Annotated in this window: 21 protein-coding genes; 5 read left to right on the forward strand and 16 right to left on the reverse strand. The window is 45.4% G+C overall.

All coding sequences use genetic code 11. The features are described from left to right. Positions 1–32 precede the first annotated feature (32 nt). From CVV44_15945 to CVV44_15970, 6 genes are all read right to left on the reverse strand, one after another. Positions 33–1,544, reverse strand: coding sequence for a F0F1 ATP synthase subunit alpha (locus CVV44_15945; protein ID PKL37824.1), 1,512 nt, complete (start codon positions 1,542–1,544; stop codon positions 33–35). Beyond that, positions 1,534–2,142, reverse strand: a complete 609-nt coding sequence (locus tag CVV44_15950; GenBank protein PKL37825.1) for a hypothetical protein — start codon at positions 2,140–2,142, stop codon at positions 1,534–1,536. Before CVV44_15950 ends, CVV44_15945 begins: the two co-directional genes overlap by 11 nt. A gap of 14 nt (positions 2,143–2,156) precedes the next feature. After that, positions 2,157–2,666: an ATP synthase F0 subunit B gene (atpF, locus tag CVV44_15955; protein ID PKL37826.1), complete on the reverse strand. Its 510-nt coding sequence runs from the start codon at positions 2,664–2,666 to the stop codon at positions 2,157–2,159. 32 nt (positions 2,667–2,698) lie between these two features. Beyond that, entirely contained in the window at positions 2,699–2,986 is a 288-nt protein-coding gene (atpE, locus tag CVV44_15960) for an ATP synthase F0 subunit C (protein PKL37827.1), read from the reverse strand. Positions 2,987–3,085: 99 nt separating this feature from the next. Then, complete coding sequence (gene atpB, locus CVV44_15965) at positions 3,086–3,946, reverse strand: ATP synthase F0 subunit A (GenBank protein ID PKL37828.1); 861 nt, start codon at positions 3,944–3,946, stop codon at positions 3,086–3,088. A 368-nt stretch (positions 3,947–4,314) separates the two neighbouring features. Further along, on the reverse strand, positions 4,315–4,581 hold the full coding sequence (locus CVV44_15970; protein PKL37829.1) for a hypothetical protein: 267 nt from the start codon (positions 4,579–4,581) through the stop codon (positions 4,315–4,317). 162 nt (positions 4,582–4,743) lie between these two features. On the opposite strand from CVV44_15970, the gene CVV44_15975 reads away from it, so the two are divergent. Then, positions 4,744–4,998, forward strand: a complete 255-nt coding sequence (locus tag CVV44_15975) for a hypothetical protein (GenBank protein ID PKL37830.1) — start codon at positions 4,744–4,746, stop codon at positions 4,996–4,998. 116 nt (positions 4,999–5,114) lie between these two features. Here CVV44_15975 and CVV44_15980 read toward each other — a convergent pair whose 3' ends face one another. From CVV44_15980 to CVV44_16005, 6 genes are all read right to left on the reverse strand, one after another. Next, entirely contained in the window at positions 5,115–6,521 is a 1,407-nt protein-coding gene (locus CVV44_15980) for a hypothetical protein (GenBank protein ID PKL37831.1), read from the reverse strand. 250 nt (positions 6,522–6,771) lie between these two features. Next, on the reverse strand, positions 6,772–7,914 hold the full coding sequence (locus CVV44_15985) for a hypothetical protein (GenBank protein PKL37832.1): 1,143 nt from the start codon (positions 7,912–7,914) through the stop codon (positions 6,772–6,774). Between the two features lie 43 nt (positions 7,915–7,957). Then, a complete protein-coding gene (locus tag CVV44_15990) occupies positions 7,958–8,746 on the reverse strand; it encodes a GTP cyclohydrolase I FolE2 (GenBank protein PKL37876.1) in 789 nt (262 codons plus the stop codon). A 124-nt stretch (positions 8,747–8,870) separates the two neighbouring features. Next, complete coding sequence (gene map, locus CVV44_15995; GenBank protein PKL37833.1) at positions 8,871–9,650, reverse strand: type I methionyl aminopeptidase; 780 nt, start codon at positions 9,648–9,650, stop codon at positions 8,871–8,873. Between the two features lie 7 nt (positions 9,651–9,657). Continuing rightward, positions 9,658–10,761 carry a recombinase RecA gene (gene recA / locus CVV44_16000; GenBank protein ID PKL37834.1) on the reverse strand — a complete coding sequence of 368 codons (1,104 nt, stop codon included), beginning with the start codon at positions 10,759–10,761 and terminating at the stop codon, positions 9,658–9,660. Between the two features lie 311 nt (positions 10,762–11,072). Then, complete coding sequence (locus tag CVV44_16005) at positions 11,073–12,665, reverse strand: 2-isopropylmalate synthase (GenBank protein PKL37835.1); 1,593 nt, start codon at positions 12,663–12,665, stop codon at positions 11,073–11,075. Between the two features lie 493 nt (positions 12,666–13,158). On the opposite strand from CVV44_16005, the gene CVV44_16010 reads away from it, so the two are divergent. Genes CVV44_16010 through CVV44_16020 form a run of 3 tightly spaced genes read left to right on the forward strand, consistent with a single transcriptional unit; the run spans position 13,159 to position 15,480 of the window. Then, a complete protein-coding gene (locus tag CVV44_16010; GenBank protein ID PKL37836.1) occupies positions 13,159–14,268 on the forward strand; it encodes a glycerophosphodiester phosphodiesterase in 1,110 nt (369 codons plus the stop codon). A 14-nt stretch (positions 14,269–14,282) separates the two neighbouring features. Further along, positions 14,283–15,197, forward strand: coding sequence for a hypothetical protein (locus CVV44_16015; GenBank protein PKL37837.1), 915 nt, complete (start codon positions 14,283–14,285; stop codon positions 15,195–15,197). A gap of 31 nt (positions 15,198–15,228) precedes the next feature. Further along, positions 15,229–15,480 carry a hypothetical protein gene (locus CVV44_16020; protein ID PKL37838.1) on the forward strand — a complete coding sequence of 84 codons (252 nt, stop codon included), beginning with the start codon at positions 15,229–15,231 and terminating at the stop codon, positions 15,478–15,480. A gap of 6 nt (positions 15,481–15,486) precedes the next feature. Here CVV44_16020 and CVV44_16025 read toward each other — a convergent pair whose 3' ends face one another. The 4 genes from CVV44_16025 to CVV44_16040 all read right to left on the reverse strand — a co-directional run bounded on the left by CVV44_16025 (position 15,487) and on the right by CVV44_16040 (position 20,657). After that, positions 15,487–16,800: a hypothetical protein gene (locus CVV44_16025; GenBank protein PKL37839.1), complete on the reverse strand. Its 1,314-nt coding sequence runs from the start codon at positions 16,798–16,800 to the stop codon at positions 15,487–15,489. Then, entirely contained in the window at positions 16,787–17,818 is a 1,032-nt protein-coding gene (locus tag CVV44_16030; protein ID PKL37840.1) for a hypothetical protein, read from the reverse strand. Before CVV44_16030 ends, CVV44_16025 begins: the two co-directional genes overlap by 14 nt. A 177-nt stretch (positions 17,819–17,995) precedes the next feature. Then, the gene (locus tag CVV44_16035; protein PKL37841.1) at positions 17,996–19,438 is read right to left on the reverse strand and encodes an adenosylhomocysteinase; all 1,443 of its coding nucleotides are present in this window, start codon (positions 19,436–19,438) and stop codon (positions 17,996–17,998) included. A gap of 301 nt (positions 19,439–19,739) precedes the next feature. Continuing rightward, positions 19,740–20,657 carry an ArsR family transcriptional regulator gene (locus CVV44_16040; GenBank protein PKL37842.1) on the reverse strand — a complete coding sequence of 306 codons (918 nt, stop codon included), beginning with the start codon at positions 20,655–20,657 and terminating at the stop codon, positions 19,740–19,742. Between the two features lie 245 nt (positions 20,658–20,902). Here CVV44_16040 and CVV44_16045 point away from each other — a divergent pair, with 245 nt between their 5' ends. After that, positions 20,903–22,819: a hypothetical protein gene (locus CVV44_16045; GenBank protein ID PKL37843.1), complete on the forward strand. Its 1,917-nt coding sequence runs from the start codon at positions 20,903–20,905 to the stop codon at positions 22,817–22,819. The last annotated feature ends 60 nt before the right edge of the window (positions 22,820–22,879 follow it).

Here is a 22,879-nt window from a genome sequence, read left to right on the forward strand (position 1 = left end):
GCAAGTTCCTCTTATGAAATATTTTCTTTAACCTACAGGTTAGATGTATAACTCTGAACAAAATCCTCTATTATTTTCTTCAGAGCCTGAGGATCCTGCAATTGCTTCGTGTTCCTGATACCTTCAAGGATTTCTTTTTTACTTTCACTCATATGTTTGAGTAATTTATCTTCAAAATCCTTTACGTTTTCCACAGGCACCTTGTCGATGAGACCTTCAGTACCGGCATAAATCATTACCACCTGCTCGGCTACATCCATAGGAACATATTGTCCCTGCTTGAGAATCTCAACGAGTCTCTGTCCTCGATCCAACTGTCTCTGTGTTGCAGCGTCAAGTTCAGTACCCATCTGAGCAAAAGCTTCCAGTTCGCGGAACTGGGCAAGATCCAGTCGCAGTGAACCGGCATATTTTTTCATAGCCTTGATCTGGGCGTTACCGCCAACCCGTGATACCGAAATACCAACGTCTACAGCAGGTCGGATACCTGACGCAAACAGGTTCGGAAGAAGGTAGATCTGTCCGTCTGTAATGGAAATAACGTTTGTTGGAATGTAAGCGGAAACCTCACCTTCCTGCGTTTCAATGATTGGAAGAGCTGTTAATGTTCCTCCACCCATCTCATCGGACAATTTTGCCGATCTTTCCAGAAGCCTGGAGTGACAATAGAAAATATCACCGGGATAAGCTTCCCGTCCGGGAGGACGACGGAGCAGCAGAGAAAGTTCTCGATAGGCATTCGCCTGTTTGGAAAGGTCATCATATATACAAAGTGTATGGCCATTTTTTTCATACATAAAATATTCAGCCATGGCCGTTCCCGCGTACGGTGCAATATACTGCAGAGGTGCAGGATCTGAAGCGTTAGCGGCAACAACAATCGTATAATCCATAGCGCCATACTCTTCCAGTTTCTCTACAACAGAAGCTACGGTTGAGGCCTTTTGACCGATTGCAACATAGACGCAGATAACATCCTTTCCTTTTTGATTAATGATCGCATCAATGGCAATAGCTGTTTTACCGGTTTTCCTGTCACCGATGATGAGTTCCCTCTGTCCGCGTCCGATCGGAGTCATTGAGTCAACTGCTTTGACACCGGTCTGAAGCGGTTCTTTTACCGGCTGCCTGTCGGCGATACCGGGAGCATTGAACTCAACAGGTCTCCTTGCTGTTGAATTGATCGGACCTTTGTTGTCAATGGGTTCACCAAGAGGAGTAACAACGCGACCGAGAAGTCCCTCTCCTACAGGAACGGAAAGAATCGTGTTAAGCCTTTTTACGCGATCCCCTTCCTGGATAGTAAGATAGTCACCGAGAATAGCAACACCAATGGTATCTTCTTCAAGGTTAAGAACCATACCCTGGGCACCATTGGCAAATTCGAGCATTTCGGCAGACATGGCGTTTTCCAGTCCATGAACCCTGGCAATACCGTCACCAACCATGATAACAGTACCCACTTCAGAGACATCCAGCTCATTCCTGTATCCTTCTATCTCTTTTTTAATTATCGATTTTATTTCTTCGGTTTTAATCTTCATAAGCCATATCGCTCCTGACTTTACTATTTAATAAATTATATTTTATTTTTTTCAAGTTACTTGCCAACGATCCATCAATAACAAGATCACCGATCTCTATAATTATTCCACCTAAAATCTTCTCATCAATTTTTTCACTTACAATTATATCTTTATTATATTTCTTTTTAAGTTCGCCTATAATCTTGTCAAGAGTGGCGCTCTCAAGTTTAACCGTTGAAACAACATCCACCCTCATTCTATTATTCGCTTCATCCAACAGACCGTTAAAAGCCGTATTTATCTCGGGAATAACTGACTGACGGCCATGTTCAATCAGAACGTACAGGAAATTAATGATATAATCAGAAAGTTTGTCGGAAAAAACCTTGCCGATGAATTCTTTCTTTGATTCCTTAGTAAACCCCGGAGAGGTTAAATAGTTTGAAAATTCATTGTCTTCTTTTAATAAACTTGAAACAAAACCAAGTTCTTCTTCCAACTGAGCAAGAACATTCTTGTCCTGCCCAATCTCTAATAAAGACGTCGCATATACCCTTGCTATATCGTTACCAGCCACTTTGAGCACCTTTTTATCTTCATTAGGATTATAAAAAATTGGGACAGCTCAGATTACTGAACTGTCCCAATTTTATTTAATGTCTCTTTTACGAGAGCATTTTGATCTTCAGGCTTGAGATTTTTTTGTATAATTTTTGAAGCTATATCGGTTGAGAGCACTACAATTTCCGCCTTCATTTCAGCAAGAGCATTATCCTTAGCGAGAGAAATCTCCCGTTTAATACGTTCTGCTATTTCCTTGGCGTCCTTGTTCGCACGCTCAATGATATCATTTCTGATTTTTTCAGCCTCATCTCTTCCCTGGGCAATGACCTTGGAAGCTTCATCTTTAGCATTCCCCATCATCTGCCTGTGTTCTGCCAAAAGCTTCTCAGCTTCCTGCCGCGATTTATCGGCATTCTCGATATCACCGCGAATTTTCTCCGCTCTGGCATCCAGAGCTTCGACAATAGGCTTCCACGCGGCCTTCCAGAGGAGCAATAAAAGTACTAAAAAAGTAATTATTGTCCAGAGTAGTAGACCGGGATCAACCTTGAGTAAGCCTTCTTTTATAACTTGCATGACATTTTCCTATTAAAAATTTTGTCACCCTACTATTGATGTTGCTCAGCTGCAGGAACTTCTGCTTTTGGGCCAGCAAGTTCTTGTTTAGGAGCCTGAGTAGCAAGCATAAACGTAACAACGAGAGCGAAGAAGGTGAAACCTTCGATCAGAGCAGCTGCGATAATCATTGCAGTTCTCAGGTCACCACTCATTTCAGGCTGACGAGCCATACCTTCGAGTGCGCCGGCAGCTAATCGTCCGATACCAAGAGCAGCACCGAAAACGATCAAACCTGCTCCCAAACCAGCTCCAAGATACGAAAGACCTAAGTATTCCATGCGAATCCTCCTAAAAGATTTCTTTTATGATATAAATGTTGTTCAAAAATATTTTTTTAAAAAACATTTTTGTGCGCAATAAAAATCATCACTTTACTTTTAGTGATGATGCATAGCCTCACCAATGAACATCGCCGACAGGGTTGCAAATATATACGCCTGGATAAAAGCAACCAGCAGCTCGAGCAGATAAATCATCAATGAACCGGCCACGGAACCAATTCCAATAAAATAATTCTGAAACATCATAACAAGATAGATAAATATTATGATAACAACATGCCCCGCCGTCATGTTGGCAAAAAGACGAACAGTGAGAGCGAAGGGCTTGATACACATCCCCATGAGCTCGATGACCCATATAAGGGGGAACAGTGCCAATGGAATACCGCCGGGAACAATGCCCTTAACAATCCAGAGTGGCCCCTGTTTTATAAAACCAACTGATATTATTCCTATAAGAGTACAAATTGCCAATCCGGCCGTTACACCCAGATTGCCCGTTGATGTTGCAGCACCGGGAACAAGCCCGATATAATTGGCAAACAGTATAAAAAAGAATACGGTAAGAAAATAAGGCATTGCCTTGTTTTTCGCGGTGCCGTGAAAATTAGGCTCCACGATTTCATCATGCACAAAACCGATAAGCGCTTCCCACATGTTAACCCATCGGGATGTAGATCCCATGGCATCCCGCTTAATCTTGCGGGCAAGAGGAATAAACACTATCAGACACAATAACATGGCTACCCAGAGCATGAGGACCCACTTGGTGATTCTCATATCGAAAATTCCAAAAATCTTTTCATTTAGATAGTTGTTATTGATTGTATCCCAGATACCACCTGTAAGAACATGGTCCGTAAGGTGATGCATTACTATATCATACATCGACTCTTCCTTTCCATTTCCGCCACCTGATGTGACAAAGGTATTAACGAAGTGCACCAACCGGATCATAATTGTTTCTACCCCTTAAAAGATTACCCTCCGCCGGTTATTTCCGTTTCACAAACGGCCGGTCCGCGGGTGAGGATATTTTTCTTTTTCTCTTTAGTGCTTTAGATCTTTATAAAATTTGCAAATAAGAAGACAAAATTTATTTTTTTGTCTATCTTATCTTTAACAACGATGAAAACGCATAGTCTTTATTTGTAAATCTTTTTTTTACAAAATTTTAATTAATTTCCGAAAACCCCCATTGCCAAAAAATAGTTTCACCCATACATTAAATCGCTTAAGCCCTTCATCTCCCGATGATAAAATTAAAAAAAGTACATAATTGTATTATTGTTATACCGTCATATCAAGAAGAAAAACATCGATACTCACATCCACTTTATCTTTTTCCGTTGATCGTCATCGGATTCATCCTGTTTATCCTTCTTCATGTCGCTCTGCAGTTCCTTCATCATGTGATAAAATCCCACAGCCATGCCCACAATGGTTCCAAGAGACAAAAAAACAGGGGATTTATCATAACGAAGATCAAGCCTGTATCCTATATATACAAAAATAAAAATTGTAATGGCCAATTGCAGGCCCAGCGTCAGATGGGTCACTATCACCTGGGGAGAGCTTTTCCTCTTCATCATCACACCTCATTTTCGCTTAGTGCCTTATTCTGGAAATTTAAATTTTAAATGTCAACACCTAATAGAATCACTGTTTAATTATGTTAAAATAGCGGGGCTCATTGACGATAATTAATTTGTTGGTAAACCGTCTGCAAATAAAAAACAACAGGGTCATATATTATGAAAATTACCGTAAGATTGATTGAACATGAGAATGAATTTATCGCCAATTGTCCTGAACTCGATATCAACTGCTATGGTGGTGATAAATGCGAAGCAGTCCGAAGGATACAGAATGTCATAAACTTTTACATAGATTCAGCCAAGGAACTGGGTCTTGATGTTGAAAATCTCAGTGAAATTTTCATAGACGGTGAGTGGAATAAAATCCCTGAAAAAAATATCATGCCCTGCGCCACTGATACGATCAATTAACCCGGAACAGCTTCCCGGGACAATGACAGGACTTATAAAAAGTGATTCAATTATCTCTGATTTAAATCGAAATAGTATTAAAAAGGGCGGCAACACTGTACCGCCCTTTTGTTATATTATTTTTTATCCTTCTTTTTTGCCTCTTCCAGCTCGCTATCATCTATCTTAAAACCATTCTGATCCAGAAGATTTTTTTCATAATCCCGTTTCTTTTCCGACCGTTTTCTGCTGTAGATCATATACTCGATTCTTTCTTTCATTTCACCAAAGGATTTCGGCGCTTCTTTCTTATTTCCCGGTGCACGCTTGTTTCTTTCGATTTCCCTCTGCCTGTTTTTATCATATTCCGCTTTCACTTCCTGAGGTGTCACGGTAATCCCGGCAAGAAGAACATCGTTGATATAAGCATTGGCCAGGGTAAATTCTTTAAAGGACTGCCATTCCTGAATAAACTTTTCATCCTTATCAATACCTTTCTTAAGGGCTTCCCTGAGCATCAGCTTTTCATCCAGCATCCTTTCGGCAAGACGTTTCTTTTTTTCCACATCGAAATCCATGTCTTTTTTACCCATATCCCCCCGCTTCTTCTCAATAAAAGAAAGGAGATCGTTGAGTCCGGCAACGGTGAATTCCTCATTTCCCACTTTATACAGCACATCCTTGGGATTTCTGTAATTGGCTTTTTCGATATTATTGACAATATCCTTGGATTCCTTCAGTTTTTTCTCAAAATCTCTCGATGAGTCAGCCTGGAGACGGTTTTTCAACCGCTTTGCCTGGTTTTCATCGTCAATAATATCCTCGATATTATCGCTGGTGAGCTCTTTCTTTTTATCCACTTTTATAATATATAACGCGTTACGTACCCGCAGAGGTTCTTTTGTGTATTCCCCCTCCTTCATGGCAAAAGCCGCATCGCTGAATTCCATATCCCGCATTCCCTTGGTGATAAAGCCTATGTCACCACCTTTTTTCTTTGAATAATCATCAGAGTACTTCTTTGCCAGTTCGTCGAATTTACCGCCTTTTTCAAGTTCGGCAATTATGTTCTTTGCTTCGGCTATGCGCTCCTGAAAGGCCTTTTCCTGCTCTGCTTCGCTGAGCTTTTCTCTTTTGTTGTTAACTATCTTATAGTCCTTCACTCTCAGTTTGATAATATTGGCTTTGATTGCCTCTTCCTTGAAGGAAAGATCGTTCTTCATATTCTTTCTGTAAAAACCGGCGATAAAATTATTTTTCACCAGGCCAAGAAGTTTGGCAAAATCTTCACTTTTATCGTATCCGGCCTTTGCCGCTTCTTTCACCGTCAGCCTGTCCAGTGCAATCTGCTTTAATTTTGCTTCCTGTTTCGCCTTTGTCTGAAGTATCATTTCCTTTGAAAGGTGACGAGCTTCCAGCCACTGATAAAACTCACCGCGTGTTATCTTCCCTTCATTGTAAGTGGCCAGAACATCGCTATCGCGTTTACACCCCGCTGTCATAAAAATCACGGCAGCCAAAATAAGCCATACATACCTTCTCATACACAACTCCTTATTTTATCAATGAATGAATATGGGGATACTCTCTTATTTAAATCAAGGAAAAAAGTCAAATTCATTTTAGCCCATGATTTAAAAAGCAGATTATGTAAATATGGGCATCCTTCTGCAAATGTGTTACAGCGCCATGTAAAAATTTATTTAATTGTCGAGGATATACGAAATGCTTGTGATTTCCCAAAAACCACGATGATTATCAGCCATTTAATTGCATAATGCCGGTGAAAAAGAATTAAAATTGTGTTCTGGCTCCCAGTTGGAGATTGATATCGCTGCCGTTCCTGAGACTCACCATGGATTCAAAGCTCAGACGCACTATGTAGAGGTTCACTTCAAAGCCGATGATGTACACCGGCAGGAAATAATAAGGCTTATATTTATTCGATGATACCATGGTTAGCGTACCAACATCACCGCTTCCACCGTTATTTGCCATATATATTGCATCGTCAGTAGTTACATTGCCGGCCGTATTGAGGTCAAAATTAAATACTCCGTAATTGACGCTCATCCCAAAACCGGTGTAAATGTTGAATATCCAGTAAATTTCGCCATAGACCAGGGCCTGCAGATTGACGGAAAGAACAAACCACTTTATTTCATTGGCATAATCAGATGTATAGCTAAGCTCAACTTCTGACGCCGGGACCCCACCTGCTCCATCGGGATCGACTTCTATGGTCGGCATCTGATAATCATACTGCCCCGATAGATTTATAAGTCCGTAAAGAAAATCACCACCGGCGCTGAGGGTAACTCCGCCGAAGCTGAATATACCGGGCAACAGGGTCTGTCCTTCAATCCAGTTATAGCGCAGCTTCCCGCCGAAGGAATAGAGGTTTAGCTTCTCAAGTTTTACCGTGCTGGTATCAATGGGCGGAGTATAGAAGCCGGTGCTGAAAAGAAATGCCTTTCCAAGTAAATCAACCTTTTTGCCGATACCCAGTCCGAAATTCACCACGGGATTCAGCCCGGCAAAGGGCAATACATCATTCCCTACATTAGCGTCTTTATCAAAATACTTCATGTTTGTAAGGCCCGCGTTCAAGGAAAGTCCCACGGTAAAATTGCCCAGACCACCAAGATAGGCCACGCCCATGGGATATCCAGCTATATTGCCAAGCGCATAGGCGTTTGCAATTCCCGGCCCGAAATTATCCAGGAGGTTCTGAATCTGATTTTCCACGTCATCAAGTCCAGTGGCGGTGATATTTCCCGTTGGTGTTATTACCGTACCGGCAAATGCATCGTCTTGATATCCGCAGAGCGCAATTATCATGAGAATGATAAGGATGTATATTTTCTTATTTATCATCTTTTTCAGACATGAGGTCACATTTACATACTCAGAGTTATTTTCGTCCTCATGCTGCATAAAATTTAATCCAAAGAGGCGGGTCTGTCAAGACCTTGGGGATTTATTTCCCACCAAGGTCCATTTCAATCTGGGCATAGGCGGAATGATTATGGATGGATTCCATGTTTTCCGATTCAACGGAAAACCAGAGGATCCCCTCTATTTTTTTCAGATGCTCAGCCGCATTTCTCACTATGTCCTCGACGAAAACGGGATTTTCATAGGCCTTCTCCGTAATATACTTTTCATCCTCCCGCTTCAATATGGAGAACACATCGGAACTGGCCGATTGCTCAGCAACATTGACAATATCCTCTATCCAGATACGCTCCCGTGCCTTTATCGAAACCGATAGTATGGATCTCTGATTGTGGGCGCCGTACTGAGAAATCTCCTTAGAGCAGGGACACAGAGACAGAACCGGCACCTTCACTTCCAGGAGATAGTAATCGTTGTCTGAATTTGCCGTGAGGCGGCAGGTATATTCCATCTTCGCCCTTTCACGGGACACGGGTGCTTCCTTTGTGATGAAATAAGGAAATTCTATTTCGAAGTGGGCTGTTTCCGCATCGAGCTGATCCTTCATTGCTTCGAGGATCTCCCGGATATTCAGTGTGCTGATCCCTTTTCGGTACGTATTCAGGATTTCGATAAACCTGCTCATGTGGGTTCCCCTGAAATGATGAGGAAGATTTACATACATGTTTACCCTGGCAACGGTATGCTGTTCACCTTCGGCGCGGTCCAGGACTACCACGGGGTAGGATATATCTTTGACCCCCACCCTGTTGATCGCCAGATTTCTGTAATCCGGCTCTGATTGTATGTCGCGTAAATCCTTTTTACCCATGGCTAATACCGATAATAAATTTAAATGTATTTCCATCCACGCCGTGAAAAGCATTATGTTCCGGCGTCTGTATACTACAACTGTTTTATTTACTGTGTAAAGATAATTTTCCCAGCGATAACTGTCATACCGTCAGGATAACCGGCCCGGAATCGGTAATGGCTATGGTATGTTCGAAGTGAGCTGACAGCTTTCCATCGGCAGTCAGTGTTGTCCAGCCATTGTTGTGAAGTTTCACCTCTCCCGTCCCTTCATTAAAAACGGGTTCTATGGCAATGACCAGTCCTTCCCTCATGATATAATTCTGGCCGCTCGATGCGTAATGCGGCACAATAGGCGGTTCATGGAGTGCGAAACCGACACCATGACCAGTATGACTTTTCACAACACTGAATCCGCTGACCTGCGCCCGCTCTTCAATAAAATCACCGGCAATACCCAGGTTTTTCCCTGCTTGCAATACTCCAACAACATCGAGAAGGGATTGGCGGCATGCATGTACCAGGTTCCTTCCCTTCTGAATATTTTCTCCGGCAATAAAGGTACAGCACGCGTCGCTGAAGTAACCGCCCAGGACAACTCCGATATCAATTTTAACAATATCGCCGCTTTTAATTTTCCTCTTCTTAGACGGGATTCCATGAACCACTTCATTATTAAGCGAGATACAGCTGGCATAGTTATAATCCCTGACGGTTTTAAAAGCGGCACGGGCCTTTCTCTTCAGGATAAAATCATCGACAAGAGAATCAATTTCCCAGGTGGAAAGCGATACGAGGGAAATGCCATCAATATATGAAAAAATATCTCCGATTATTCGGCCCGAGTCCCGGATTTTTTGAATATCATCGGGACTTTTCAGCCGGATATCATCCTTTTTCATAGACAGGTTTTGCTTTACCATGGCCCGATCAGGCTTCGGCCACTGTTACTTTTTCCTTTTCTTTTTCTTTGGGTTTTGTCCCGTTTTGCGGTTTTGTCTCATCAGTGGTCTCGACAATAAGGCCCGTGGCAATCTTTATTTTTCTTTCCACATCTGCAGCTAAAGTGGGATTTTCCCTGAAAAACTTTTTGGCGTTTTCCCTTCCCTGGCCGATGCGCTCCTCGCCAAAGGAATACCATGTGCCGGATTTCTTTACAATATCAAATTGTACACCGAGATCAAGAATACCACCTTCCCGCGAAATACCGCTGTCATACATGACATCAAATTCAGCCTGCCGGAATGGAGGCGCCACCTTGTTTTTGACGACCTTGACGCGAACCCGGTTGCCTGTGGCGTCTTCACCGTTCTTGATAGTTTCAATTCTCCTTATATCCAGCCTGACCGAGGAATAGAATTTCAGGGCATTCCCCCCCGTTGTTGTTTCGGGAGAACCAAACATGACACCGATTTTATAGCGGATCTGGTTGATGAAAACCACTGATGTGTGCGACTTGGCTATGACAGCCGTGAGTTTTCGCAGGGCCTGGCTCATAAGACGTGCCTGAAGTCCCATGTGGGCATCTCCCATATCCCCGTCTATTTCCGCCTTGGGCACCAGTGCCGCAACGGAATCCACGACGATTATATCAATGGCACCGGAACGAACCAGGGCCTCGACAATTTCCAGGGCCTCTTCACCCGTATCGGGCTGAGATACCAGGAGATCCTCGGTTTTTACGCCGAGTTTTTCTGCATAAATGGGATCCAGGGCATGCTCGGCATCAACAAAGGCAGCAACACCGCCTGCCTTCTGGGCCTCGGCCACCACATGAAGAGTAAGTGTTGTCTTTCCCGATGATTCAGGCCCGTATATCTCCACGACCCTTCCCCGGGGGATGCCTCCTATACCGAGGGCAATATCCAGTTCCAGGGAACCTGTGGAAATCGAGGCGATCTGGACTTTTTTATTTTCATCGCCAAGCCTCATGATCGCCCCTTTGCCGAATTGTTTCTCTATCTGGAGGATGGCCGCATCCAGCGCCTGATTCTTCTGGTTTAGTTCTTTTTGCTCGGACATTATGTACCTCATTTAAATGTGTTATTGAAGTGGAATTCCCGGGAGTAAACTGCATATGCTACGGCGTCTCCCGGTAATTGATAATTCATTAATATATACGTACCGGCCATTCTCTTAATGAAATGTTATGTCTCATGAAGATGAATTTTTCGGTCGCAAACCGGATATTTTCTTGCCTATCTATAAACAGGTAACGGGACTGAATTTTCAATTAAAATAATTAGTATCTATATAAAAAATATCGATCTACTTGTCAAGAAATATTACTATATTTTTGTATAGTTGTACAGGCGGGTTACACAACCCGCCTGTACAAATTCTATCTATAACGCCATATCTTGCAGGCCGACATGATTCTGGTTCACTTTTTTCATGTATTCCAGTTTATTCAGGGCATCAACAAAGGATATGATACCGGCGATGGAAATATCCACATGAGTGCCATTGCCGAAGACCTTGAGCTCTCTCCCATTATAGTTTTCCACCACCGTGGCCGTTACCTCCGACAGGGCATCGGAGCCGCCTGTTATCGCCACCAGGTTAAAGGACTTTATCAAGGCGTTCGTATCAGTGATCTTCTTAACCGCTTTAACACCGGCATCAACACCGCCATTTCCATGGGCAACTTCAAAGATATTGTCCCTGTTTGTATCATGGTCCTTAAGGGTTACCATGGTCATGGGAGGAGAGAACATACCCGTTGATATCTGAACATTCTGCACCTTGTATCTACGACGTTTTTCTTCTTTATACATGGCCTCGCCGATGAGTGCGATGAGATCCTCGTCGTATATCTGCTTCTTTTTATCTGCCAGTATTTTAAAATATTTGAAGAACCTGTCCAGTTCTTCCTGTGAAAGGTCAAAGCCCAGTTCATGGAGCCTGGTCATGACCGCATGTCTTCCCGAATGCTTGCCCAGGACAAGGGTCGATTTGCTGATACCCACATCTTCGGGCTTCATTATCTCATAGGTCATGGAATTCTTGAGAAGGCCGTCCTGGTGAATGCCCGATTCATGGGCAAAGGCGTTATCTCCCACAATGGCTTTATTGGGCTGTACCGATACTCCAGTAATATGGGTGAGGAGCTTGCTCGTGGCCATGATCTGCCTGGTGTTCAGTGTTGAATTTACATGTAATACGTCGCTGCGTGTTCTCACAGCCATGACTATCTCCTCCATGGCTGTGTTCCCGGCCCTCTCACCGATCCCGTTTACCGTGCATTCCACCTGTCTCGCACCGGCCTCAACGGCTGCCAGTGAATTGGCAACGGCCAGTCCGAGGTCATTATGGCAATGTACGGAGATAACTGCCTTCCCGATATTTGACACATTATCAAAAAGGTACTTTATAATGCGGTGAAATTCCGAGGGAACCGTATATCCAACAGTGTCGGGGATATTAACCGTTGTTGCTCCTGCTGCTATAACCTCATAGACCATGGTTGCCAGGTATTGAAGGTCACTCCTCGTAGCATCCATGGGAGAAAATTCAACGTTGTCCATATACTTAACAGCGTGACGCACGGCATTTATGGCAAGCTCAAGCACTTCCTCCCTGGTTTTCCGGAACTGATGAATAATATGAATGTCGGAACTGGAAATAAATGTGTGTATCCGGGGATGTTTCGCTTTTTCCAGGGCCCGGGCAGCAGCATCAATATCATTGACATTTGCCCTGGCAAGACCGGCCACCTGCACATTCTTGAGCCTTTCTGCGATTCTTTTAACCGAATCAAAATCACCGTCAGAAATTACGGGAAATCCGGCCTCGATGACATCAACACCCAGACGCTCCAACTGCTCGGCAAAAATAAGTTTTTCCTCCATATTCATACTGAATCCCGGCGATTGTTCACCGTCTCTCAAAGTGGTATCAAATATTATAATTTTATCTTTATCTGTTTTATCTTTCATACCAAGACTCCTTTTATTTGTTTCCTGCTGTTATGTAATTTACTGTATCGTTTTTATATAAATTCATATCAATCATCTCCTGAATGATTGATAGTGAAACCGTCCGGCCGCACCTTTACTTCTTAAAGGGAAAGTATACACGGGAAACCCATTCCCTGCACCTCCTGTGTCCTTAAATTAAAAAGGCCGTCACTTTTGTTCGTGACGGCCTTTGTTTGTATCAATAGTACAGTGACATCACGAACCATATCCAGGTTTCTCCAGGAGCAGATGAAGGCTTAGCAATAGGTTCTGCGTGTAATTTCGTGACATCATTTTTTCTCTTGCTCTTTTAATAACTACAAGCTAAGCATTGCTCTCATTATTGTCAATATAAATTAAAAATTATTTTACAATCATAGTATGATTTAGTGTGGTATAATCATTTTTTGAATTTATTGAGCATAATTCTTATAATTTCGTCACGGAACATATTGACCTTTATAAATATTTTATGTTATATATAAGGTTGGGATCAGGTGAGTTTTTCATCCCTTTAAAATTATTTCATTATCGGGACATTTTTTATTATAAAGCCCCCATGGATGGCATTTTATTCAGTACCTTAGATACAGGAATGATAAGGATTAAAAAGTATATGATGAGCATAAAAAAAATACTGTGGCTCGGTTTGCTGATACTCCTGAGTATTGCCATGACTGACTGTGCCGGTTTTAACAGCAAGAACAGGTATATCGACCTGGTGGGTCACCGCGGAGCCAGGGGATACCGGCCTGAAAACACCATTCCATCCTTCCAGTACGGCATTGAAAATAATATGACTGCCATTGAACTTGATGTAAATGTCACCAAAGACAAGGATCTTATCATATACCACGATACGGAAATAACGGGAGCCCTCTGCCTCGATGAATCGGGCAAACCGGCCGCGACAGTTCCAATACGGGACCTCACTGTCGAGGAACTTAAGAAATACGATTGCGGCGCGCTGCAACACCGGGAATTTCCACAGCAAGTCACGGTGGAAAAAACCAGACTGATAACTTTGAAAGAATTTTTCGAGTTTGTAAAGAGCTATGAAACAGAAAGAAAACTGCTCCACGCCACGAGGATCAAGGTGGAGATAAAGTTCCCCCGCGACTATACGCCTGAAGATATAAAGGAAGCGGCAACCCTGGTTGTAAAGAACATTGAAGAAGCGGGCATGACCGAAAGGGCCGTGGTCCAGAGCTTTGTTATTGCCGCACTCCCCGAGGTTCGAAAACTTAATAAAAACATACAGACATCGGCATTGTTTGAACCCCGTTACTCCCGCGGTGTTGCAACCACGGACGGCCCCGGCAATCCCAGGAATACCATAATCAAAGAGGCTCTGAATGCCGGCGCAGATATGATCGCACCTCATTATCTCTTTATAACACCCCAGTTCGTGCGTGAGTGCCACAGAAATAAACTTCGCGTCATTGCCTGGACGGTTAATGATAAAGCGCAGATGGAAAAATTGCTGAGTTACGGCGTGGACGGCATCATATCCGATTATCCCGATATCCTGTACCTTGCCTATAAAGAATGGAAGACTAAAAAAAAGAAATATAAATTATAATATTCAGGATAATCATGATGCAGGCTCTACTGAAGGATCCTTTTTTTTTCGGCGAAGAAATACTTAATACTATGCACATTTTTATAGGTCCGTGGCTCGATTACTGCATGATAGCCATTACAGCCATGGGAACCCAGCTTTTCTACGTAGTAATGCTGCCCCTGGCCTATTGGTTATATGACAGGGAGATAACTCTGAAAATCGGCGCCGTCTTCCTTGTTTCATCTGTTATCAATGATATGACGAAAGAAATATTTCAGAATCCAAGGCCTGACCCGGCATATCTTGTCGACGGCATTCGGGAACTTAATATTACCTATAAGCCGAAAGGACCGGGTTTTCCCAGCGGCCATACCCAGGGTGCACTAACGTTCTGGGGCTCGATTATCTATTTTAACCGAACCAGAGTTATGATCATTTTATCCGCCCTTCTTATTATCCTCATCCCTTATTCGCGCATTTACCTGGGCGTTCATTACCTCGGAGATGTCATAGGAGGATATATCATAGGCGCATTGTGCCTCCTGGTATGCATACCTCTGGTAATTTATTGCGGAAAGCACTACATGAACTGGAACAGCGTCCTTATCATCCTGGGTCTGATCATTCTTCCCCTGGCCGTTTTTCTTATAATCCCGGGCTATCAGACACAACAGCCCCTGGGCGTCCTGTCAGGCATGCTTCTGGGAGCCTACATGGCCAGGGACATCATCTTTAATCCGCGGAACACCCTGTCCGCAGGCCTGGTTAAGGTCCTGATCGGTCTGATCGGCATCTTTATCATTAAATCGGGTGTGAAAATAATTCTTCCCGACAGCGCCATTTTCAGTTACATCCGGTACTGGCTCATCGGTGCCTGGGTCTCCTTTGCGGCGCCTCTCATCTTCAGCAAGGTGGAAATGCTGAAGGGAAAAACCGACAATTGCTGAATTCATCAAATACTATTTAAAGGAAAGTCATATGAAAATAAATACGGATGTTGAAACAATGATTCTCGATTTCACTCGGCAGGGAAAAAAGGCACAGTATATACTAATGGGTTTCACCCAGTTTGCCCGGTGGGAAAAGGAACTGGAACAGAAAGGCATGGAATCGCCTCTCGCCAGCGACGGCCGTTTCATGGGATGTCAGATCATCATATGCAGCAGCGATATTATAGAAGTCGTCACGAGCCCGGCAGACCAGTACCGGCTCCTTTCCCGGGCCCGTTAGTTTTCCTTATTTTTTATTGTCGGCCATGAGTTCCACAAAGCTCTCAACGCGGGTCTGAATCTGCGCCTCGGAAAATGCACGGGGATCATTCATGTCGCACTGGAGAATAAGCACCGGGACTCCCAGGTCCCGTTGTATCGCTTCCTTCAGATCGATCATGCCGCTGCTCGAGGGACGGCATGACATATTCTCATGAAGGATAACCCCGTCAATGCGGTATTCCTGCACGGCTTTCTCAAAATATTCGATACGGTCCTCCAGGTTATAGGCATAGGGGAGATTCATTATGGTGCGGGCCGTTTCGCGCAGGGACTCTTCAAGACTGAGGCCCATGGTTTTCTTCGGCGCGAAGCTCCAGGTATAGGGTTCATAGGTCACCACGATCCCGTATTTTGCCAGATCATACATGAAGCGCATTCGGTACCAGAAGGGAATGCCTTCATAAAGAACACGGTATTTCTCTTTCCCTTCCTGCAGTGTGCCCTCGCCCTTCGCCGCCCGTTTCTTTATGTCTGACAGGAGCTTTTCATAGAATTGAATCCCTTTTTTGACACCGGGAAGAACCACCAGGGGAAAAAATGACGCCGATGTTTCCGCTGCACTGTACACTGAAGGAATTATCTTCCGGTATTCGTATATCTCGCGCCACAGTGAGCTGAGGCGTTCCGACAGTTTCATGACCTTGCGCAGTTTTTTCTCATTGGGTTTTTTTCCGAAATTTTTTTGCATGAACTCGCCGAACAGAATAAACTGCTCCACGACGTAATCGACATAGCCTTCCATGGTTTCAGGAGAAGTGCCGCTTACCACGCTGGGAACATCAAAAACAAAAATGGGAACCTTGAGCCGGTGGGCCTGGAGGTGAAACCACTTCCAGTGCGTGTCGCAGATGGTGTTGGTACAGGTTATGAAATCGGGTTTGTCAAGTCCTCCCAGGGTCGCCTTTATTCCCGTGTCATAGGCGCCGATACTGGTCTTGCAGTAGGAACAGAGATCCCGGCTGTACCCCAGGCTTTCCGTGTACTCGATGAGGCGCAGGGACTGTTTGCGCGCTGCGGCAACCGTAGCCATGTTTTCCGGATGGTGAGGGAAGACATCGTAGGCCCAGAGAAGTTCCACGGGGAAACCGGCGCAGGTCCATGCCGTTTTTTTCCAGGGAAGTTTCGTGGCAAGCATGCCTCTTAAAAAATAATGAATCATGACGCCCTTGAGATCGCCGGCATGGGGAAGGGGCTGTACACGGATTGAGTCGTCTATGAGTGATTGGTTCTTTGCCTTTGTATTCATCATGTTCTCCCTGTCGTTCTTACAGCATTTCATTAAAGGCCATGAGCCGGTTCACCAGCTGCTGGTCCGGCAGTGCCGTGAATTCACGTTCCAGGTGCAGGACCCGGAAGCCCGCATCTTTTATGGCCTTGTTTACTTCAACGGCGTCATAGGCATAGGGCTCACAGAACTTCAGGTTCTGCGAGAGGACGCCGTCTACGGCGGTTTCCTTCAAAGCGCCGAGAAGATAGTCGACACGTTCCTGTATGGTAGGCCTGGTGGCAGGCCGGGGAATGGTGAGATAATAATCAGCCAGCGCTTCCAGGGGATCTCCCGTTTCGGAAATGAGCGTGGCATAGTACCGCTCACCCAGGGAAAGATCATCGCGCACGACACGAATATCGCACTCGTCGAGAATATCCATGAATTCCACGTAGGTAACATCGGAGCCCGTGAGAAGAAAACGTTTTTTCCCCGCGGGAAAGTCGGGACGGGCATCCCATTCCTGTGCACGTGTATCAAGCATTTCCACTATATTCGCCGGTCCATTGGCGATACAGTCCGCCACAACTGTAAAATAATCACGGTTGGGAACGTCCTTACGGGAGCGCAGCAATGACAGGGTCTGGAGGCGCTTCTTGATTTTATTGGACAGAACTATGGCCTCGTGAATCGCACCATCGGAGATATTCACCGAGTACGTATCCTCGAGACTCTTGATAAGCCGTTTCAGTTCGACAATGAAGAACTTCCGCGCAGCCGCGTCATTTTTTATGGGACTGTTGAACCAGTGGAGGAAGGGTGTTTCCACGTGTTTCTTCCAGATATCATAGTGGCGATTCGTGGCATCGCAGCCATGGGCGAAGATGATACCGGCCCATTCCTGCGAATGCGCCAATGCCTCGGTGAGCCAGCTTCGTGCCGCCGGGCAGAAAAATTTCGCCAGGTACTGATCGGCCGGGTCATTTGATGTGCGGACATCGCCCAAAATTTTATAGGGAGTGAATCCCGCGGCGCGGATGATTTCCTCGGGCATGTCATGGGATGAATCAAAATAGGCAAGTTTTTTCATGAGTACCACCAGTCATATAATTCAGTTCAGATTGTGTGGCTATAAAAATGCGGGGGATACAAAAAGGCAAGAAAAAAATGATTTTCGATCAGCATTCGACAATGTCGTATTTTTGTAGCCATGATAGGGGCGCAGCATGCTGCGTCACTACCATGGCATTATTGGCAAAAATAATTTCTAATACCGGTAATGGTCCGGCTTATACGGCCCATCCACGGAGACCCCGATATAGGCTGCCTGCTCCGGACGCAGCCTCGTGAGCCTCACGCCCAATTTGCCCAGGTGCAGCCTGGCCACTTCCTCATCGAGTTCCTTGGGAAGGGTGTAAACGCCGATCTCGTGTTTTTTCGATGCCAGCTCGATCTGCGCCAGGCACTGATTGGTGAAACTGTTGCTCATGACAAAGCTGGGATGGCCCGTGGCATTGCCCAGGTTTACCAGGCGCCCCTCGGAAAGGACTATGATGGAATTCCCCGATTCCAGGGTCCACTTGTCCACCTGGGGCTTTATGTTGTTCTTTTTACATTTCGCATTGTTTTCCAGGTAATGCATGGCAATCTCGTTATCGAAATGGCCGATGTTGCAGAGGATAGCTCCGTCCTTCATCCTCTCCATGTGAGCCCCGTTGATGACGTCCAGGTTTCCCGTGGCCGTGACGAATATGTCGGCCTTTTCAAGGAAATCCTCCAGGGTGGCCACCTCGTAGCCCTCCATGGCGGCCTGAAGCGCACAGATGGGATCGATCTCGGTGACGATAACACGTGCGCCGAATCCCCTCATGGACTGGGCGCAGCCCTTGCCTACATCACCGTATCCGCATACCACAACGACTTTTCCTGCCACCATGATATCGGTACCGCGTTTGATACCGTCGGCCAGGGACTCACGGCAGCCGTAGAGATTGTCGAACTTGGACTTGGTTACGGAGTCATTAACGTTGATGGCCGGAAAAAGAAGTTCCTTGTCGCGAAACATCTGATAGAGACGGTGTACACCCGTCGTGGTTTCTTCTGACACGCCCTTCACGTTTTTGACTATGGCGGTCCACTTGCCCGGAGCCCGCTTTACGCTTTCACGAACGCGGTCCATGACAATTTTAAATTCCTTGTTGTCATAGGTCTTTTCCAGGATGGACGGATCTTTCTCGGCCTTCACTCCCTGGTGTATGAGGAGCGTAGCGTCACCGCCATCGTCAACGAGAAGATCGGGGCCCGAACCGTCGGGCCAGGTCAGGGCCTGTTCCGTGCAGAGCCAGTATTCCTCAAGCGTTTCCCCTTTCCATGCAAAGACTTTAGCCGTACCGGCGGCGGCAATGGCTGCTGCGGCATGATCCTGCGTGGAAAAGATATTACACGATGCCCAGCGCAGGTCAGCCCCGAGGGCTTTCAACGTTTCGATAAGAACGGCTGTCTGGATGGTCATGTGCAGGCTGCCCATGACCTTGAGGCCCTTGAGGGGCTGCTTCGGGCCGTACTTGGCCCGTACCGACATAAGGCCCGGCATTTCCGCCTCGGCCAGTTCTATCTCCTTCCTGCCCCATTCGGCAAGAGCCATATCCGCAACTTTGTATTCAAGATTCGGGTCCAGCTCGGTAAATCCTTTTGGATTATTTGTGTTCATGTATTTCCTCCTGATTGTTTGGTTGTTTTTTCTATTTTACTGCAAAAAAACTTTTTTTTATCATAGATACAATTGTCCATCGGGACCCCGGCGAATATACGTTTCCCTTTCAAACATCCACCGTCGCCACCCCCACGGGGGGTTAATGGACTTTTTAAATTTCCTTTCAGAGATTTCAGATGATTCTCAACCCCCTCCGGGGGTGGCAAAAACAGGTTTTTGATATATCATAAATTCACCCGCCGGGGGCTCTCTGTGATCTTCCTGCAAATCATATTCATCTTTATAGATAAAAATACTGTCACCGCCCCTTCTTTGCCACAAAAATGTTCACTGTCATGCCCTGTTTTGCTTTATACTGAGTCACTTCATCCGTAACGAATCCTGCTTCATCGAGCCAGCGTGTCATCTCGTCACGGTTGAAACCGAGCCACCGGTGTTCATATTTCCTGCGCATCTCCTCATTGTCATGTTTTTCCAGGTCGATGATCACCAGTTTACTTCCCATATTGAGCACCCGGGCAGTCTCGGCTATAACGCGGCGCGGCGAGGGCAGATAATGGAGCACCATGTTGATAACGGCCAGGTCCGCTTCGCCGTCGCGCATGGGAAGGTGCTCCAGCTCTCCGATACGCAGATCGGCATCAATGCCCTTTTCCGCAAAACGCTTCCGCGTGATATCCAGCATCATGGGCGATTTATCAATACCCATGACACGGGCGCCCTGTTCGTGAAGGGCCAGGAGCAAGTCGCCGGTTCCGCAGCCCAGATCGGCTGCCACGTCCCCTTTTTTCACCATGGTGCCCAGGATGGAAACGACATCCATATCGCCCAGTATCTCACTCTTGATATCATCCCAGTCGGGAGCTATGGCATTGAAAAAGCTGGTCTTTTCAAAAGAGCGCTCCTGGATCATGTTTCTCAGGGCAGCCAGGTCTGCGGTCAGCTCTTCATCTGTTTTCAGCAAATATCCCAATGCATCGATAAAGGCCCTGCCCTTCCCGTTTTCCGCGGCACGGTAGAAAACCCAGAGCCCGTCACGGCGCGAAGTGAGAAGTCCCGAATCGGTGAGGATTTTCAGATGGCGTGATATCCTGCTCTGACCCATACCCATGGCCATGACGATTTCATTGACATTGAGCTCATGGTGCATGAGAAGATTGAGCATCCTCAGGCGCGTCTCGTCGGAAAGGGATTTAAAATAAGATATCAGGCTCATATAATATTACTATATCAAGATATATTGATATAGTAATATTAATGGTCTCTATCGTCAACTTTTTTACCGAAAACATCATAATAAATTAAATATTTACACTCAGACAGCATTATTTTTGTATATTATTACAGGAGCCCGGTCGGGCTTTATTTTTAAAGGATAGCTTTTTTTATTACCAGGGAGCTGTCGGGCAAAATGTCGATAGTCTTTGTATAGGATAATATGAATATCGTATGGGTGCAAAAATGATTAAAATATATACGCTTTTCCTGACTTCAGCTCTTGTGGTTTCCACAGCCTGTTCGAGAACGGATATGTGGAACAAATTCGATTCCCAGAACACCGATCCCCCATCACCTATATCCGTGATAATTAGTCCCGCCGGCGGAGCATGGCTTTCCAGCCAGGCCGGGATTATCAACAACGAGGCTACCTTTCTTTTCGACACATCCATGGATACGGCAAGTCTTACACTCACGGGCACCATGGCATCGACATCGGCTATCGCATGGTCCACAACAAATGTCGCCGATGACACGCTTACCATAACTCCATCAGCTTCCCGGACCATTGAAAACGGTGCTACCCTGACAATTGACTGCGACTCCCTTGAGGGAGCCAATATAATCCGCACTCGCACCTATAATATCACTGGATCAGTCTATTATGTGAACATCAGCGCACCGGGCCCCCTGACGGGCACACGCCTGGAACCCATGAACGATATACAGGCTGCCGTTACAGCGGCAAAAGCGACAGCAGCTGCCATATCAGCCTCAACACCGGGTGTTGTGTTGGTGGCGGCAGGAACCTATAATACATCCAATACTCTGGTGATAATGGCCGAGGGTATTTCGCTTTATGGGGGATATTCTGCTACAAGCTGGGACCTGAGGAATCCTGCAACCTATGTTACTATTCTGAAGGACCAGAGGACATCACTGGGAGTGACCACGCCTTTGCTGAATGCTGCCCGTATAATTGAGGTACCGGCAGGGATTACAGGTATGACGATCATTGACGGTTTTACACTTAATGTCGCCCCGATTTTCACCGGAGCCTCAATACTGAGCGCCTGCGCCATCTTTATCAACAACGCATCACCGGAAATCAGCAATAACACCATTACATCCTCCGACGTAAGCAGCACCAATAATCCCGGCGTTCCCGTCAACACCGTGGGAATTTGTCATATTAATGGCGGCTCCCCGAGCATACACGACAATTCCATTGCACTGGCAACACGGGGAGACACCTATAACACCTGTACGAATTACGGTATCTATTTAGCCACCAATGCCGATTCGCATATTCATGACAATTCAATGATATATGGCGGTGCAAGCACAGGCACGGCCGGTATCGTTTATGGAATATTTATCAGCAACAGTTCGCCGATTATTGAAAACAACAGAATAATTGTCTCAGGCGCCACAAATAACAGCTTTGCGATACATATATTCAATGCCGCTCCGGATATCCACAATAACTACATATATGGCGGTTCTTCAGGGTCAGAGACAACTGGGATTAGAGTTGATGGATCATCGGGGATAGTATCATGTTACAATAATATAATCGACGCCGGAGCGGGAGCCAATAACCGATACGGGATCAACATTATTGACGGCGATATCAATATATTCAACAACATCATTAACGGTGGTACCGGTGATAAAGCGAGCGGCATTTATATTACGAACAGTTCTGTAAGGACCGTACAAATTGAAAACAACAACATTTTCACCAACGATGGCGACGCCTTTAATGCCATTACAAGTTATGGCGTTTACGCAACATCAGCCACTTCGTATCCTACTACGCTCAACAATAATAATTTTTTCTACTGCGATATACAATATTATAACTATATTGACGGTGTCGCTGATAAGACGGTAACTCTTTTTGATATATCTACCGTCCTTCTTATTGATGCAGGAGACACCGTCCCCGCCAAGAATAATATCTCGGAAGATATCTATGCCGATCTTGACCAGGCCAATGAGTACCGCTACATCGGCGACTATAATGCCGTTGGTGTGGTTTTTGATACAAGCGGTATTGACGGTAACGGTGCCGGTTGGGGCTACACCATAGACCGCGACGGGAATACACGCACTGAGACCAACGGCTGGTCAATCGGGGCGTATGAGTACGATTGATGAAAGTTCCTGAATTAGAGTGATCTTTTCGTATTCTTTAGCACGCTGCGCCGGAATCAC

The organism is Spirochaetae bacterium HGW-Spirochaetae-1 (assembly GCA_002839375.1).
Classification (GTDB): Bacteria; Spirochaetota; UBA4802; order UBA4802; family UBA5550; genus PGXY01.

Bases quoted from the DNA above. Each gene is read 5' to 3' on its own strand.
- CVV44_16040 (PKL37842.1), bottom strand. From the start codon at position 20,657: ATGAGCCTGATATCTTATTTTAAATCCCTTTCCGACGAGACGCGCCTG.
- CVV44_15970 (PKL37829.1), bottom strand. From the start codon at position 4,581: ATGATGAAGAGGAAAAGCTCTCCCCAGGTGATAGTGACCCATCTGACG.
- CVV44_16005 (PKL37835.1), bottom strand. From the start codon at position 12,665: ATGAAAGATAAAACAGATAAAGATAAAATTATAATATTTGATACCACT.
- CVV44_15945 (PKL37824.1), bottom strand. From the start codon at position 1,544: ATGAAGATTAAAACCGAAGAAATAAAATCGATAATTAAAAAAGAGATA.
- atpF (PKL37826.1), bottom strand. From the start codon at position 2,666: ATGCAAGTTATAAAAGAAGGCTTACTCAAGGTTGATCCCGGTCTACTA.
- atpE (PKL37827.1), bottom strand. From the start codon at position 2,986: ATGGAATACTTAGGTCTTTCGTATCTTGGAGCTGGTTTGGGAGCAGGT.
- CVV44_16010 (PKL37836.1), top strand. From the start codon at position 13,159: ATGTTATATATAAGGTTGGGATCAGGTGAGTTTTTCATCCCTTTAAAA.
- atpB (PKL37828.1), bottom strand. From the start codon at position 3,946: ATGATCCGGTTGGTGCACTTCGTTAATACCTTTGTCACATCAGGTGGC.
- CVV44_16035 (PKL37841.1), bottom strand. From the start codon at position 19,438: ATGAACACAAATAATCCAAAAGGATTTACCGAGCTGGACCCGAATCTT.
- CVV44_15975 (PKL37830.1), top strand. From the start codon at position 4,744: ATGAAAATTACCGTAAGATTGATTGAACATGAGAATGAATTTATCGCC.
- recA (PKL37834.1), bottom strand. From the start codon at position 10,761: ATGAGGTACATAATGTCCGAGCAAAAAGAACTAAACCAGAAGAATCAG.
- map (PKL37833.1), bottom strand. From the start codon at position 9,650: ATGGTAAAGCAAAACCTGTCTATGAAAAAGGATGATATCCGGCTGAAA.
- CVV44_15980 (PKL37831.1), bottom strand. From the start codon at position 6,521: ATGAGAAGGTATGTATGGCTTATTTTGGCTGCCGTGATTTTTATGACA.
- CVV44_16045 (PKL37843.1), top strand. From the start codon at position 20,903: ATGATTAAAATATATACGCTTTTCCTGACTTCAGCTCTTGTGGTTTCC.
- CVV44_16025 (PKL37839.1), bottom strand. From the start codon at position 16,800: ATGAAATGCTGTAAGAACGACAGGGAGAACATGATGAATACAAAGGCA.
- CVV44_16030 (PKL37840.1), bottom strand. From the start codon at position 17,818: ATGAAAAAACTTGCCTATTTTGATTCATCCCATGACATGCCCGAGGAA.
- CVV44_15990 (PKL37876.1), bottom strand. From the start codon at position 8,746: ATGGGTAAAAAGGATTTACGCGACATACAATCAGAGCCGGATTACAGA.
- CVV44_16020 (PKL37838.1), top strand. From the start codon at position 15,229: ATGAAAATAAATACGGATGTTGAAACAATGATTCTCGATTTCACTCGG.
- CVV44_16015 (PKL37837.1), top strand. From the start codon at position 14,283: ATGATGCAGGCTCTACTGAAGGATCCTTTTTTTTTCGGCGAAGAAATA.
- CVV44_15985 (PKL37832.1), bottom strand. From the start codon at position 7,914: ATGCAGCATGAGGACGAAAATAACTCTGAGTATGTAAATGTGACCTCA.